A 14,472-nucleotide genomic window follows, 5' to 3' on the forward strand; every position below is an offset into this window, starting at 1 on the left:
GGGGATCGAACCCGCATCTGGCGTTTCTGAACGATGTAGTCCTTCGCGGCATTCGCCGTGGATTTGAAAAAACAGTCGCGGCGACAAGAAATGTCAGAGACGTCGGCCCTTAAGCTACTTCCACATGCGGGATTTGAACCCGATCTCTCCGGACCGCTCGCGCGACGCCGGAGCGCTTTTCCCGACGGGGCCTTCTTCGTGGTGGATGTAGTCCCAAACTGCATTCGCCACGCCTGTTTTCCAAAAGAGTTTCTTTTCGTTCGAAGGTCACGGCGACCAGCGTTTGGACAAGACGACCCCCTCGGGGGCTTCCGCTCTACCCACTGAGCTACTGCCGGTTACCCGGCAGGCAGGATTTGAACCTGCGACAAGATGTAGTCCCGCCCGGCATTCGCCGTGACCTTCATTCTTCCTTTTTACGCTACCGCTTCGCTGCTTGAGCGCGTTTACAGTTCAACTTCGTCGACGATCTCGACCCAGTCGCGTGCCTCGCCATTCGCGAAGCGTGCCATCGCGCCGAAGACCGCGTCGGTGAAACCACCGACATTCATGATGTCCTTGCGGTCCTTCGCTTGCGTCGAACCGTAAGGTTGGATGTCGATGCAGATCAGCTTCGCACCCGGGTTGCGGGCCTTCAGCTTCTTCCACTCGGTCATCACCTGCGTCGGGCCGTAATAGTTGCTATCGATCCAGGACTGGTTGTCCGAAACGATCACAACGCAATCGACCACGGCACGCTCGCGGTTGAGCTTGGCCAGCGGCGCCGAGACATTCGTCCCGCCACCCCAGATCCCTGCGAGCTTCTCGGCATTCACCGCGAGCCGGGCATAGGGATCGAGCTTCACATCAACCACGCGCTCCGCGAACGGAAACACGCGCGCCTGCCGGTTGGTGCGCAGCACTGCTGCTGCGACCAGAGCCGCCACGTCGATACAGCGTACGACCGAAGTCGCACCCGTGCGCATGCCCGTCGCCGGGGACTGCATCGAACCCGAAACGTCGGGGCAGACGACGACATTGCCTTTCAGCTTCGGCACTTTCGAAACCGAGGCCTCGAGCGCCTTTTCGAGCGCGGCCTGCACCTCCAGCGGAACGCCGTCGCCGACCTGCGTCAGCGCCGTCATCAGCTGGTAGGGCGCGGGCTTCACGCGTGCCATCGCCTGCACATCGCCGAGCCGGTCTGCGACCGTCTTGGTGACACCCTTCATGCGAAACGCACCGCTGCGTGCGAGCGTGTTGAGGTTCATGCGCAGCGCCTGCCAGCCGATACGGCCAGCGAGCACACCCCACTGCTTCGCGGTCAGATCGAACGACGTAAGCCATTCGAACGGAACCTCGGGCAGCGGACGCGACTTGTCCTTCTTCCACGCTTCGAACGCTGCGATCTCTGCCGGCAGCGCTTCGACATCGTACGGCTTGCCGATCAGCCAGCCATAGAATGCCCTGCGCGTCGGATCCTTCGGAGCCGGGTGGACCATCTTCACGATGTCCGCCAGGCTCGGGTCCTTACCCGTAGCCGCCTGCATCAGCTGGCGGTACGAAGCCTGCTCCAGCCATTCGCGCACCAGCCGCTTCGGACGCGAGCCGAGCGAGGTCCGCCCGGTCTGGCCCGACCGCATGATCTGCACAAAGTTGCGCAGCATCCGCCCGTTATCGATCACGCGCTTGAACACCGGGACCGAAAGGTCCGGGTCAGCGGTCGTCAGCCAAGCTGCAAGCAGCGCCGGCATGTCCTTCATCGCGCCCGACCGGCGGGCATAGATTGCGCACTTCGCGACCCATTCGGCATCGACCTTGTTCGCGGCATCGAGCACGTCGGCAAGCTGCGCCTGCGCTCCCGAATAGAAGCCATCGCCAAGCGTGCCGGTTGCGGCAAGCTGTGCGAGCTTGGCTTCGGGGCCATAGGCATAGGCGATCCCGCCCGCCTGGTTGACCGTATCGGTGCGCGGCATGATCTTCGCCATCGCGCTGGAAAACAGGTTCTTGTTGGCCATAGTCCAACTCCACTTCGAATTTCTCTGGCCGGGCCTTTGGGCGGCCGGCCCATTCCGACCGCCCTTTTCCCGGCTTTGTCGTCAGGAGTTCGACGATCCTGACGCCCAATACACAGCACGGGGCGTGCCAAACTCGCCTCGGATCAGGGTAGACCGACTCAACCCTCTGATATTATGAATATTTTAACGGATCTGAGTGCACTCGCGTTGTCGGGCCGAAAACGCCAGCATCAATCCTCTTGTATAATATATTATCCAGATTTATACGATCTGTATGAAACCCGTCACCGTCATCGGATTTCTCGGCTCCACGCTCGATGCCGCCAAGTTCGGGCCGAGCCGCTGGAACAAGTGGCGGCCCACGGTCAGCATCTGCATGCAGGAGGACCTGCGCGTCGATCGCTTCGTCCTGATCCACGGCCAGCAGCACCAACGCCTCGCCGATTTCGTCATGCAGGATATCCGCGACGTCTCGCCCGAAACCGAGGTCTCGCCGCAGATCCTTGATTTCGACGATCCTTGGGACTTCGAGGAGGTCTACACCAAGCTCCTCGATTTCGCGCGCGACTTCCCCTTCGATCCCGACACGCACGACTACCTGATCCACATCACCACCGGCACGCACGTCGCGCAGATCTGCCTGTTCCTGCTGACCGAGGCACGCTTCCTGCCGGGCAAGCTGCTACAAACCCAGCCGCGCCGCGGGCAGCCGCAACCGATAGGAACGTGGAACTCGATCGATCTCGACCTGTCGCGCTACGATTCCATCGCCACCCGCTTCGCCGAGGCGAGCGCGGAGAGCACGAGTTTCCTCAAGAGCGGGATCGAGACCCGCAACGCCGCCTTCAACCGGATGATCGAGGAGATCGAGCAGGTCGCAATCCGCAGCCGCGCGCCGATCCTCCTCATGGGTCCGACCGGCGCGGGCAAGAGCCAGCTTGCGCGCAAGATCTACGAGCTGAAGAAACTGCGCCACCAAGTCAAAGGCCCCTTCGTCGAGGTCAATTGCGCGACGCTGAAAGGCGACAGCGCGATGTCGGCGCTGTTCGGCCACAAGAAGGGCGCCTTCACCGGCGCGGCGCAGGACCGTGCGGGCCTGCTGAAGAGCGCGGACACGGGCGTGCTGTTCCTCGACGAGATCGGCGAGCTCGGCCTCGACGAACAGGCGATGATCCTGCGCGCGATCGAGGAAGGGCGCTTCCTGCCTGTCGGCGCAGACAGCGAAGCGGTAAGCGACTTCCAGCTGATCGCCGGGACCAATCGCGACCTCGTCGGTGAAGTCGCGAACGGCACCTTTCGCGAGGACCTGTTCGCGCGCCTCAACCTGTGGACCTTCGCGCTGCCCGGCCTCGCCGACCGCCGCGAGGATATCGCCCCCAACCTCGACTACGAACTCGAACGCTTTGCCGAACGCGAGGGCGCGCAGGTGACATTCAACAAGGAGGCGCGCGAGGCCTATCTCGACTTCGCCGAGGGGCCGACCGCCGCCTGGCAGGGCAATTTCCGCGACCTTGCCGCGAGCGTCACGCGCATGGCGACCCTGTGCCCGAGCGGCCGGATCGACCGGCAGGCGGTCGAGGCCGAACTCACCCGGCTGAAGAGCCTTTGGTCGGGTGCGCCATCGCATGCGGGACGCCGCGAGGCTTTGCTCGAGGACCTGCTCGGCAGCGAACGGCTGGACGCAATCGACCCGTTCGACCGAGTTCAGCTCGAATTCGTGGTCGCAACCTGCCGCAAGAGCCGCAGCCTGTCGGAGGCAGGGCGCGTCCTGTTCGAGAAGTCGCGCCAGCAACGCAAGTCGACCAACGATGCCGATCGCCTGCGTAAATACCTCGCGCGGTTCGACGTCTGCTGGGCCGACACACAGGCCTGATCCTCTCGCGATCTCGCTCGCGCAGCCGGAGAAATCGCAGGCGCGCCAGTCATTTGGCGATTGCAAAAAGGCCTTGGCGCGCGCAATGCTGCGAGCGGGGTCATGGACATTCTCATCCTCTTGCTGCTTGGCGGTGCCGTCGCGTTTTCGTGGCACCGGATCGACAAGCTCGAACGCCGCGTCGCGGACCTTACCGGCCTGCTCGACGACCTGCGCGACACCTACTTCCTCAACCCGCCCGCCGCCCCGGTGAGCGCGGCAGAAGCGGAGCCCGCCCTTCCCCCGGAACCCGGCAGCGACGAACCAGAGACTGCGCCCGCCGAGGAACTCTCGCCGGAAGAGGAACCGCGCCAACCGCCAGAGCACGAGCCCGAACCTGAGGCCGAACCGGAACCCGAACCGGAGCCGGTCGCCGCCGTGCGCGCCTATGCCGACGAGAGCGCCGCTGAAGACACGCAGACCTACGAGCCAGGCAAGGGCTTCTCTTTCGACTTCGAGGACATCTTCGGTCGCCGCCTGCCGATCTGGGGCGGCGGTTTCGCGCTCGCGATCGCGGGCATCTTCCTCGTCCGTTTCTCGATCGAAGCGGGCCTCCTCACCCCGATGGTGCGGGTCGGGCTCAGCTTCCTGTTCGGACTCGCCCTGTTGGCGGGCGCGGAAGGCGCCTTCCGCTTCGAGGAGCGCCTGCACGATCCGCGCGTGCGCCAATCGCTCGCGGGCGCGGGGCTCGCGACGCTCTATGGTGCGTTCTATCTCGCCGGCACCGCCTATGGCCTTATCGGCGCCGGGGCTGCGTTCATCGGCCTCGCGGCGGTCACCGCCGCGGCCATCGCGCTCTCCTTCCGCTTCGGCCTGCCGAGCGCGGTGATCGGCCTCGTCGGAGGGTTCGCGGCGCCGCTGCTGGTGGACAGCGACAGCGCCAACGTGCCGCTGCTTTTCTTCTATCTCGCGCTCATCACCGGCGGCCTTGCCTGGACCGGCGAGGCGCAGGGGCGCAGGTGGCTCGGCTATGCCGCGCTCGCCGCCGGCCTCGCCTGGGGCGCGCTGATGATGTTCGCGGGCGTCTCGAGCAGTTCGGACTTCGCAGCGCTCGGCATCTATCTCGTCGTGCTCGGCACCGTGCTGCCCGCATTCCTGCACGCAAAGGGCGGGCCGAGCCTGCCAGAGCTTGCCGCGGGCGCGATCGCGACGCTGCAAATGGCGGTGCTGGTGAGCGATGCCGGCTTCGCGCCGCTCACCTGGGGGCTCTACCTGCTGATCGGCGCGGCACTCTCGGCGCTGGGCTGGCGTTATCCCGCGCTGCGGCTCGGCACGCTGGTCGCCGCCGGTCTCGGCCTGTGGCTGCTCGTCATCTGGCCCGAGCCGGAGGATCAATTCTTCGCGCTCATCGCCGCCGCGCAGGTCGTGATCTTCGCCGGCATTCCCTTCGCCTATCACTGGCTGGGACGCGCACGGCTGCTCGATATCGCGCAACTGAGCGCGGTGAGCCTCGTGATGGGGATCGTGATCTACACCCGCTTCGGAAGCTGGGGCGAGCTCGACAGTGAACCCGTGCTCGCGGCGAGCATGGCGGGCCTCGCGTTGCTGCCGGCCCTCGGCTTCGTGCTGATGTGGCAACGCGGAGAAGAGGGCGAGACGCGCAAGGCGCTGGCCCTGCTTGCGCCCGCCGCGCTCCTGTCGTTCGCGGCGCTCCTGCTGCTCACGCCAGCATGGCTCGCTCCGGTGATGGCAATGCTGGTGAGCGCGCCGCTGATCTGGTGCTATTGGAAACGCGATGCGCTGGCGCTGCATGTAGCCGGCTGGAGCAGCGCCGCGGTGACGGTGATCGCGCTCACCGTGACGCCGGGCTTCGAGAGCGAGGCCTCCCAGCTGGGCATTATGCCGCAAAGCGTCGACATGATGCGGTCGTTGCTGCGCTGGACGGCAACCGCCTTGCCCTTCGCCTGCATGGCGATCATCGGCCGCAACCCAATCGCCCTTGGCTTTGGCGAAGCGATCACGGTGGCACTGTTTTACGGTGTGATCGCTCAGGTGGTGCCAAGCGCGCCGCTCGCCTGGATCGCCGCCCTCGCCGCCATCGGGCTGTTCGTGCTCCAGCGAATGCGTAAGGCGGCATGGGCGACCGCGCTGGCCATTGCCAGCCTGTGGGCCTTTGTCCCGCTAGCGGAGTGGGGTGAAGCGGGCACGTTTGCGATCCTTGGCACGCCGTTCCAAGTGGAATCGGCCATCGGCCCGGCCGATCTCGCCGTGCGCATTCTGCCGCTTGTCGCCACCTTCGCTGTGCTGCTTTGGAAGGGGCGGGACAGGCGCACAGATTTCAAGGCCGCGCTCCTGCTTGCGCTTGGCGTGGTAGCGGGGATCGCACTGCACAGCCTCTACAAGCAGGTCTTTGCGATCACTTCACTGTTGCGCTTTGAGCAATACGGCATGGGCGAGCGCACGATATGGCAGGCCGCCCTGCTGCTCGCCGCCTATGGTGCGCGACAATACATGCCCGATGGGTTCCGCCGCCCGGTCAGCCTCGGCCTCATCGCGATTTCGCTGGCACATTTCGTGTGGTTCACGCTCGTGCTGCACAATCCGCTGCTCACGGTGCAGCATGTCGGGCCTACCCCGATCGCGAACTGGCTGACACTCGCCTACCTGACCGCGATCGGCGGCCTGTGGCTGGCTCTGATACAATGGGAAGACGCCCCCGCCCCCATTCGCATCGGCGTCGATACGGCGACGATGGCGCTGATTGCGCTGCTCGCCTATTCGCTGCTGCGGCAGGTGTTTGCGGGATCGATCCTCACCTCGCGCGCAATCGAGCAGACTGAGAGCCTGCTGATCTCGCTGCTCGGCATCGTTCTTGCACTCGGCTTCCTGTGGTGGGGTTCGTGGCGCGGCGAGCGCAGCTGGCGCATTGGGTCGTTGGTGCTGATGCTGGTCGCGGTGATCAAGGTGTTCCTGATCGATGCTGCCGGGCTCGAGGGTCTGCTGCGGATCGCGAGCTTCATGGCGCTGGGCTTTAGCCTGATCGGGATCGGCTGGGTCTATTCGCGGCAACTGTCTCGGCTTGCTGCATCGGAAACATAAGCGATTGCTCTACCATCGCAGATCGCGATTGGCGGCCTGAACTGCACAACGCCATGAAGTGTCGGATACTGGGTCGTTATCAGCCGGTCTGCTTTTGACAGATCAAGTGGCAAAGCGGCCCGTCAGCTTTCAGGATGACGCGCTAGTTCGCGCCAGGGCTGCTTTTGGGTGGAAAGCGGACGTTATTGAAATCGTCGTCGCTTGAACGCTTTGACATCGGCTGCGTCCAATCGAAACCACTCCCCCTTGGCTCGCCTTTCCGCAAACCGCCGGTGCCAATAGTTTTCGATACCGGGCGGATCATCTGTCCGGATGGTGTGCTCCAAATCAACATTTTCGGGCATCGCAATGCTGATTTGTTTGACGCGACGTTCAATTTCATCGCTGCGGCCAATCTTGTAAAAGTCGCCAGATTTCAGAAGGTAGACAAATCCTTCCTTTGATGAACCAGACGAACGCGGTCCTTGGCTTGGCTTTGGCTCCGGGATCATATCCAATACATCAGCATACTCTGGACGTTTCTGGGCCCAGTCTTTCAGAGCCGCCAGAAGACCCGTCCTGTTGCCGAAGTGGTTCAAGAAGGTCGTATGTGCTGGAAAATCGTCCCGCTCACGGGAATACATCCGAATATCTATCGATGCGGGCACACGGCCGAAATGGCGAACGGCTTCCGCATATTTTCTCAATAGGTCATCTGGACTGAGTTTACCTTGTAGTCGGTTGGCTTTGAAGCCCGCTTCGGCAAGCGCATCTCCCTAGGCTCTCCAATAGACCCCGTGCCAATCAGCCTGTCGTATGCCGGTCTCCTTCTCAAAGAGCTCCCTCCCGGGAGGTCGGCCATGCTTCTCGGCAATGGTCTTGATCTGTAGAACAATTTCCTGACGCTTGGGCACAGCCGAACCTCGTCTTTGATGTCAATAATCGTTCGATAGCACGAAATTGAAATACACTTTTCCAACATTGTTTGCTCATGTCCGCAATTGGGTCGAGAGCGGAAGGTCTGGTTTCGGCTTGTCACGCAGCGAAGCGGCCAGTCGGCTTTTAGGAGGCTCTCCGAGCCTGTCTAAAGACTGCTCATGGGTGAAAATCGGACGAGGATGGTTGCTGATTAGGCGGGTGTTGTCCGGCTACGAACTAAGATATCGGAGCGGACTATCTGCGCTACAGGTTCCATTCGTTTTTGTGTTACAACGAAACCAGTTTACTCACCAATCAAGCGCAATTTCTCAGGTAGTGCTGTCCAGTTCAATCAGCCTTTGCCATATCTCGGCCTGCACCTGCCCAATTTCCTTGCCGCGTTTTCTTATCGCGTAAAGCTCGGTAATCCGCGGTGGAAATCCTTCGACATTAAGCGCCACCAATCTTCCTTGAGAAAGATCGTCCCTGACAAGATGCAGCGGCATTCCGCCCCATCCCTGTACCGAAAGCAGAACTGCTCTCTTGGTACTGAAATCGGATACGGTCCACCCTTGGCCTCCGGGCGTGACATCCCTGCTCTGCTCGAAGTCTCCGCCTACGGTATCGGCGACGACAATCTGCAACTCGTTTTGCATTTCTGCAATCGAGCGCACCCCCTCCATCGAGGCTAAATGGTGTTGCGCACTACAGACCGGTTGGATCGTAATCTTCCCTAGCGGTGTCGCATCTACTTCGTCGATCGGCACACCAGCCAGTGACGCAATGATCAGGTCAGCCTCATTGTTCATCAATCTCGAGAGCGGGCCACCCATCATATCAGAATAGACCCGAATGTGCGTCGCGGGGAAGAGTTCTCCAACGGTTTTCAAAGGCTCCAGCAGAAGATCGATGGGCATAGTGGCGGTGACAGAAATGCTCACCCTGGCTTCTTGCTCACCTCTCAAACCAGACGCTGTCGCTTGGAGGCTGCGCACGTGATGGAGAACACGCGTCGCTTGAGTGTACACGGCCCTGCCTCTCTCGGTGAGGACAGGGCGATATGCCTCACGGGAAAAAATTTCGAAGCCCAGTTCATCTTCGAGCTTTCGGACCTGATGGCTTACGGCCGACTGCGCCTTGTTCAGTCTGTCAGCCGCTGCACGGAAGGTTCCCGTCGCAACTACGGCTTCAACAGCGATGATTTGATCGAGGGTCATAGCGCTTAAACGATCATAAATTCAGATCATGAGTGGGAAAAATCAATATTATCTAAAGATCATGTTTCCGCATACCTAATGGCTCACGCAAAGCCAACAAAGGAAATGCAATGAAACTGTATTACATCCCAGGTGCCTGCTCAGCAGCCAGTCACATTATGCTGCGCGAGACGGGACAGGACTTTGAGCTTGAGCCGGTATCACCGGAAACCGGGAGAACCGGTACCGGCAAGAACTTTCGCGATATCAACCCAAAGGGTCATGTTCCCGCGCTCGAGCTTGAGAGCGGCGACATCTTTACTGAGGGCGCAGCCGTGCTCCAATTCATCGCAGACTCCGCTGCGGATAAGGCGTTTTCGCCGAAGCCGGGATCGGTCGAGCGAACGCGGCTTCAGGAACACCTCAACTACACCTCTTCCGAGCTGCACAAGGCGTTCACACCTCTCTTCAAGGGAGCTGAGGGTGAAGCCGCCGAGCAGGCCAAAGCCAATATCAAAGAAAGGTTCTCGTACATCGAAGGCCTACTCAGCGATGGGCGAGAGTTTCTTGTAGGCGACACCTTTTCGGCGGCGGACGCCTATCTCTTTGTGGTCGCAAACTGGGCGAACGTCCAGGACATCGACCTCACTGCTTGGCCAAAACTCTCAGCCTTAATTGACAGGGTTTTGAGCCGACCAAGCGTCCAGATGGCCCTCAAAGCCGAAGGTCTGATCTAATGTCTGCTCTCGTAAAAGATCGGGTCGAAGATGAAGTCTTGGATGTAATGAGCCGTTACTTCGTTGGATTGCGGCGCGCAGATCCGGAAATCCTGCGATCCGTGTTTCATGACGAGCTCAATTACGTGAACGCTACGAAAGGCGCCTTCGTGTCAAAAGGGCTTGGAGAATATCTCTGGGACGTGGCCCAACGACAACCCGAGGACCAACGCGGTAGCTCGGTCAATCCCAAGATCAAGGCAATTAGCCACGTGAACGACAGGATCATCGTCATCCTGGCCTCCATGAGGCTGATGGGGCGCATCTATCGAGACGCGCTCACACTCATCCTGGATGGTGGGCAGTGGAAGATAATCTCAAAGGTATTCACTCACTCCTCAGAAAGAAAAGTCTGATGCCATACGTCAATATAAAAGTGACGAAGGAAGGCGGACCTAACGGCGATGGTCCGACCTGCGACGAGAAGCTCGAACTGATCGCGGGTGTCACAACTCTCCTCCACGATGTTCTCGGGAAAAACCCGTCGACAACATTTGTTGTCATCGACGAGGTCCCTCTCTCCTCCTGGGGCATCGGTGGACGCTCTGTTCAGAAGATCAGAGCGAAAAAGTAGCCGGTAGCCATCTATCCCCAACCCCCGAACGCTACTCGGCTGCATCCTCCCCCTCGTATTGCAACACGAGGGGGAGGAAACCCTTCAAAAGGCTGACTGCCCATGCCCTCTATGGCCCACACAATCTACGCCGCCCTGTTTCTTGCAGGGTTCGGAATTCCCATAATGGCCGCGTTGAACGCTTCCCTGGGAACAAGGCTCGACAGCCCACTAGCTGCGGTTTTGGTACTATCGGTAGTCGCAGCGCTTTGCAGCCTTACTTTGCTGACCATTACCGGGCACCCGAATTGGGGGCAGTTGCGATCGGTACACCCGGCGCAGCTGATGGCAGGGACAATTTTCGTCTTCTATCTAGGCACGATTACCTTCGGTGCGCCCCGGATTGGTCTGGGCAATGCGGTCATTTTGATCCTGTTCGGCCAAATCGTTTGCTCGACCGCAATTGATCACTTCGCATTCCTAGGAGCGATCAAACATCCGATCTCCCCGCAAAGAATTATTGGCGTGCTCATGCTCGGAATGGGCGTGGCGCTGGCGCGGAGCTAGCCGAGCAAGGATCTTCGTGCCCCCTCTTTACGGAGAACCAATATGAATCTGATTAAAATGACAGGCCTTGAATTGATGCAGATGGGGGCGAATCTGCCCGGCAATATGGGTGATCGAGGTATCGCCAGCGTTATACCGATGAAGATCACCGAAGCCGAACAAGGACGTGTGTCGTTCACAGCGAGGGCGGACGAGAGGCACACCAATCCTATGGGCGCCATTCATGGTGGTTTTGCTGCGACAGTGCTCGATGCGGCGACCGGCTGCGCCGTCCATACCCTGCTTCCAGCGGGGATCGGCTTTGGCACGGTGGACCTCAACGTGAAGATGGTTCGGCCCGTCCCGATCAATGAAGAACTCTTCGCTGTTGGTGAGGTGATCGATCGCACCCGAACTTCCGCAATCTCCCAAGCCATGCTGAAGGATGGTGACGGCAAGATCTATGCACACGCGACAGCTACGTGCCGGATACTGGGCCGAGCTTGATCCCTGGTCTGGCCATGGTTTTGTGCCCGTCTCAAACTTAGAAGGATCAAGTCGGGAACGCACCCCATGATTGGCCATTGAAACCCGGTGCGTTTAGCCACACCAAGCGGGTCACACTGACTGACCGTCGGTGGCACATATTTGGCTTCGCAAAAGCGTCCTCAATTGGGTCGGTTTCAGCCTGCAACGCAGCAAAGCGGCCAGTCAGCTTTCAGGATGAGCTCCGAGCCTACAAAGTCAGTTCATGGGTCGGAAGCGGAAAGTCCGCTTTTCGTCCAGCCGTAGGTTAAGCCGACGCTCAGTTAGCCTCAACGCGTCCTAGAGCGCCAACGAAGCAAGCGCTTCCTCGGCATCATCGCGCACTAGGTGGCCGTAGTGCTTTTCGATCATCGCTACGCTCGTGCCCGATAGTTGCGCGACGGTCAGGATCGGCAAGCGTGAGCGGATCAGGTCCGTAATGACGCTATGTCGAAGCGTGTAGGCCGAAGCGGCAGCGGGCAATCCAGCCCCCTTAACCGCTTCCTTGATCGGGTATTTCCAAGCGTCCTTGTGCCATGCCTCACCGCAAGAGCGGGCGAAGATCGGCGCGGCTGGCAGTTTGGACTTCACCTGGGCAGCAAAGAAATCCGCAATCACTGGCGGCAAGGAAATCTGGCGCGGATTGCCGTTCTTGTCCTTGCCAATCGTGAGCGAGCGGGTGCGCTTGTCGAAGTCGCGCACGGTCAGACCTGCGAGCGCGCCGGGGCGAAGCGGCAAGAGGCAAAGCGCCTTCACGAAAGCCCGCGCCTCCTCGCCGGTCGCATCGATCAGCTTCCGGCGCTCATCCCGGTCGAGATACAGCTCGCGGCGCTTATCAGCTCCCTTGAAAGGGCGAAGCGCCTCTTGCCATGCCGCATCAGTATTTGGCGCAACGGGCTTTAGGACCATGCCTAATGCGGCGCGCAAGGGCACCATGTCGCGATTGACTGTCGATTTGGCGCGCTCTTTCCAGCGCTTTTCGCACTTCTTGCTGCGCGTGAGCAAGGCCGGTGCCTCTTCCAGCCGCTTGCGCCATGTCTTCAGATGATGGCGCCTCAGCTTGTCTAGCTTCACCTTGGCGAGTGGATCGGAATAGACGTGGCGGCGAAAGACGCCTTCGGCAATCGATCCGGGCTTTTGCTCGAGATAGGCTTCGCAGGCATCCCTGACCGTCACCATGTTGCGGGCACGCTCGCCCCCGCTTTCGACCGTCTCGGCCCAGCTTTCGGCATCGGCCTTAGCCTGCTTGAAGACATCATGACCGGTGAGGGTGCAATAGTCGCCCAGCCGCTTGCGAGAATTTCGATTGGCTTCGGAGTCATAGAAGCGCGCAAACCATGTGCCGCCCGCCTTCTTCTTCGAAGGCCGATAACCGAGATAGACCCCTTGGCGAAGCCGCTGCCAATGGGGTTCATCCCCCGCCTTTGGCTTCAGCTTCTCGCGCTCTCCAATGCGGCTAAGATCGGGCATTTTCGCGGCACTCCAAAATCCATGAAAAAAACATGAAAAACATAGGCGGACACGTCCGAACGCCTGTGACTGTTTTTATTGGATTTTATTGTCCGCGTGAAGGCGCGAACGCCCGTTTTCCCACCTTTCACACGGGTGGGGTCGCAAGTTCAATCCTTGCCGCGCCCACCATTCCTGTTCGAGGCCGAATGATCGATCCGGTGCAGACCGGGATCAGTTCGCCCCCGCCGTCCTCGCAGCCATGGCTTTCAAGGCGACCGAAGCCCTCCAGTAGGCGAAGATCGCGAGCGGGGTGAGCGAGGCGATGACCAGCAGCGAATAGCGCAGCGATTCCTCGCCATACCGCTCGACGAACAGGTCGGAAATCACTCCCACCATCGTCGGCCCTGCGCCCAGTCCGATCAGGTTGATGACGAGCAGCGTGATCGCCGCCCAGACCGCACGCATCTTGAGCGGCGCAAGCGTCTGGATCAAAGCGAAGGTCGGGCCGAGGTAGCAGGACTGGAACAGCAGCGCGAGGAAGTACACCCCGACCGCCCAGAACGCATCCTCGGCGAGGTAGAACCAAATCAGGAACGGCAGCGCGATGGTCTTGAGCACCGCAATCATCAGAGGTTGCGCGTGCAGGCCGAAGCGATCCGAGAGGCGGTTCGCCAGCCACCCGCTGCCCAGTCCGCTGGCAATCCCCGCAAGCGCGAGCAGCGGGGCAACGATATTGCCGATCTGCAGCGTATTCAGCTCGAAAGACCGGATCAGGTAGGCAGGCGTCCAGCCGGTCAGCGCATAGCCGATCATCGACGTCAGCGTGACGCCCGCGACCAGCCAGACCGCAGCGCGATTGGCGAAGATGGTGCGAAAGCCGTCCCTGATCGACGGCATTTCGGTCGCCTCGACCGCGCCAGGCTCGGCTTTCCGCATCGGCTCGGTCGCGAACACCTTGACGATGATCGCGAGTACCACACCGGGCAGCCCGATGGCGATGAAAGCGACCCGCCAGTCGAAGAAGTAGGTCAGATTGCCGCCGAACATCTGTCCGGCCGCCGCGCCGAGCGTGACCCCGAGCGAATAGATCGACAGCGCCAGCGCGCGTTTGTTGGCCGGAAACATGTCGGCGATGATCGAGTGGCTGGGCGGACTCGATCCTGCCTCTCCGATACCGACGCCGATCCGGGCAAGCAGCAGCTGGGTAAAATTCTGCGCGAGCCCGCAGACGGCGGTCATGGCGCTCCACAGGGCCAGCGCGATGGAGATGATGTTCACCCGGTTCATCCGGTCGGCGAGCGCGGCGACCGGTATGCCAAGCGTCGCATAGAACAGCGCGAAGGCGAAGCCCGACAGCAGCCCCAGTTGCGTGTCGTTGAGCAGCAGGTCGGCTTTGATATCCTCGAGCAGGATCGCGAGGATCTGCCGGTCCATATAGCTGAAGAAATAGGTGACCGTTAGCAGCGCCAGAGTGACGTTGCGGGCTCTCGCGCTCACGTCCTGGTGGCCGGTCGGACTTCCCGCAACGGGTGCGGCAGGTGCGGTGCTCATCGGGCTGGGAAGCTCTTGTCGGAGTAAAGAA

The 14,472-nt window shown here is 60.8% G+C and carries 12 protein-coding genes; 7 read left to right on the top strand and 5 right to left on the bottom strand.

Features of this window, described 5'->3' with window-relative positions:
* Positions 1-446: 446 nt before the first annotated feature.
* Positions 447-1,994 carry a vWA domain-containing protein gene (locus ACI5KX_RS13475; RefSeq protein ID WP_406811170.1) on the bottom strand — a complete coding sequence of 516 codons (1,548 nt, stop codon included), beginning with the start codon at positions 1,992-1,994 and terminating at the stop codon, positions 447-449.
* A gap of 274 nt (positions 1,995-2,268) precedes the next feature.
* Between ACI5KX_RS13475 and rtcR the strand changes: the two genes are divergently transcribed.
* Both rtcR and ACI5KX_RS13485 read left to right on the top strand, forming a co-directional pair.
* Positions 2,269-3,867, top strand: a complete 1,599-nt coding sequence (gene rtcR, locus ACI5KX_RS13480; protein WP_406811171.1) for an RNA repair transcriptional activator RtcR — start codon at positions 2,269-2,271, stop codon at positions 3,865-3,867.
* A 102-nt stretch (positions 3,868-3,969) separates the two neighbouring features.
* Complete coding sequence (locus ACI5KX_RS13485) at positions 3,970-6,945, top strand: DUF2339 domain-containing protein (RefSeq protein WP_406811172.1); 2,976 nt, start codon at positions 3,970-3,972, stop codon at positions 6,943-6,945.
* Between the two features lie 182 nt (positions 6,946-7,127).
* Here the strand turns inward: ACI5KX_RS13485 and ACI5KX_RS13490 are convergent, their stop codons facing one another.
* Positions 7,128-7,592, bottom strand: a complete 465-nt coding sequence (locus ACI5KX_RS13490; protein ID WP_406811173.1) for a GIY-YIG nuclease family protein — start codon at positions 7,590-7,592, stop codon at positions 7,128-7,130.
* A 579-nt stretch (positions 7,593-8,171) separates the two neighbouring features.
* The gene (locus ACI5KX_RS13495) at positions 8,172-9,059 is read right to left on the bottom strand and encodes a LysR family transcriptional regulator (RefSeq protein WP_406811174.1); all 888 of its coding nucleotides are present in this window, start codon (positions 9,057-9,059) and stop codon (positions 8,172-8,174) included.
* Between the two features lie 110 nt (positions 9,060-9,169).
* Here ACI5KX_RS13495 and gstA point away from each other — a divergent pair, with 110 nt between their 5' ends.
* From gstA to ACI5KX_RS13520, 5 genes are all read left to right on the top strand, one after another.
* Positions 9,170-9,775, top strand: coding sequence for a glutathione transferase GstA (gstA, locus tag ACI5KX_RS13500; RefSeq protein ID WP_406811175.1), 606 nt, complete (start codon positions 9,170-9,172; stop codon positions 9,773-9,775).
* The gene (locus ACI5KX_RS13505; protein ID WP_406811176.1) at positions 9,775-10,170 is read left to right on the top strand and encodes a nuclear transport factor 2 family protein; all 396 of its coding nucleotides are present in this window, start codon (positions 9,775-9,777) and stop codon (positions 10,168-10,170) included. Before gstA ends, ACI5KX_RS13505 begins: the two co-directional genes overlap by 1 nt.
* Entirely contained in the window at positions 10,170-10,388 is a 219-nt protein-coding gene (locus ACI5KX_RS13510; RefSeq protein ID WP_406811177.1) for a 4-oxalocrotonate tautomerase family protein, read from the top strand. Before ACI5KX_RS13505 ends, ACI5KX_RS13510 begins: the two co-directional genes overlap by 1 nt.
* Before the next feature lie 111 nt (positions 10,389-10,499).
* Positions 10,500-10,934: a DMT family transporter gene (locus ACI5KX_RS13515; protein WP_406811178.1), complete on the top strand. Its 435-nt coding sequence runs from the start codon at positions 10,500-10,502 to the stop codon at positions 10,932-10,934.
* A gap of 42 nt (positions 10,935-10,976) precedes the next feature.
* Positions 10,977-11,420 carry a PaaI family thioesterase gene (locus ACI5KX_RS13520; protein WP_406811179.1) on the top strand — a complete coding sequence of 148 codons (444 nt, stop codon included), beginning with the start codon at positions 10,977-10,979 and terminating at the stop codon, positions 11,418-11,420.
* 318 nt (positions 11,421-11,738) lie between these two features.
* Here the strand turns inward: ACI5KX_RS13520 and ACI5KX_RS13525 are convergent, their stop codons facing one another.
* Entirely contained in the window at positions 11,739-12,908 is a 1,170-nt protein-coding gene (locus ACI5KX_RS13525; protein ID WP_406811180.1) for a tyrosine-type recombinase/integrase, read from the bottom strand.
* Between the two features lie 213 nt (positions 12,909-13,121).
* Positions 13,122-14,441, bottom strand: a complete 1,320-nt coding sequence (locus ACI5KX_RS13530; protein WP_406811181.1) for a spinster family MFS transporter — start codon at positions 14,439-14,441, stop codon at positions 13,122-13,124.
* Positions 14,442-14,472 lie beyond the last annotated feature (31 nt).

Origin of the sequence: Erythrobacter sp. GH1-10 (assembly GCF_045363165.1) — a bacterium.
Classification (GTDB): Bacteria; Pseudomonadota; Alphaproteobacteria; order Sphingomonadales; family Sphingomonadaceae; genus Erythrobacter.

Excerpts from the sequence above, each read along its gene's own strand:
- ACI5KX_RS13475 (WP_406811170.1), bottom strand. The coding sequence starts at position 1,994 with ATGGCCAACAAGAACCTGTTTTCCAGCGCGATGGCGAAGATCATGCCG.
- rtcR (WP_406811171.1), top strand. The coding sequence starts at position 2,269 with ATGAAACCCGTCACCGTCATCGGATTTCTCGGCTCCACGCTCGATGCC.
- ACI5KX_RS13485 (WP_406811172.1), top strand. The coding sequence starts at position 3,970 with ATGGACATTCTCATCCTCTTGCTGCTTGGCGGTGCCGTCGCGTTTTCG.
- ACI5KX_RS13495 (WP_406811174.1), bottom strand. The coding sequence starts at position 9,059 with ATGACCCTCGATCAAATCATCGCTGTTGAAGCCGTAGTTGCGACGGGA.
- gstA (WP_406811175.1), top strand. The coding sequence starts at position 9,170 with ATGAAACTGTATTACATCCCAGGTGCCTGCTCAGCAGCCAGTCACATT.
- ACI5KX_RS13505 (WP_406811176.1), top strand. The coding sequence starts at position 9,775 with ATGTCTGCTCTCGTAAAAGATCGGGTCGAAGATGAAGTCTTGGATGTA.
- ACI5KX_RS13510 (WP_406811177.1), top strand. The coding sequence starts at position 10,170 with ATGCCATACGTCAATATAAAAGTGACGAAGGAAGGCGGACCTAACGGC.
- ACI5KX_RS13515 (WP_406811178.1), top strand. The coding sequence starts at position 10,500 with ATGGCCCACACAATCTACGCCGCCCTGTTTCTTGCAGGGTTCGGAATT.
- ACI5KX_RS13520 (WP_406811179.1), top strand. The coding sequence starts at position 10,977 with ATGAATCTGATTAAAATGACAGGCCTTGAATTGATGCAGATGGGGGCG.
- ACI5KX_RS13525 (WP_406811180.1), bottom strand. The coding sequence starts at position 12,908 with ATGCCCGATCTTAGCCGCATTGGAGAGCGCGAGAAGCTGAAGCCAAAG.
- ACI5KX_RS13530 (WP_406811181.1), bottom strand. The coding sequence starts at position 14,441 with ATGAGCACCGCACCTGCCGCACCCGTTGCGGGAAGTCCGACCGGCCAC.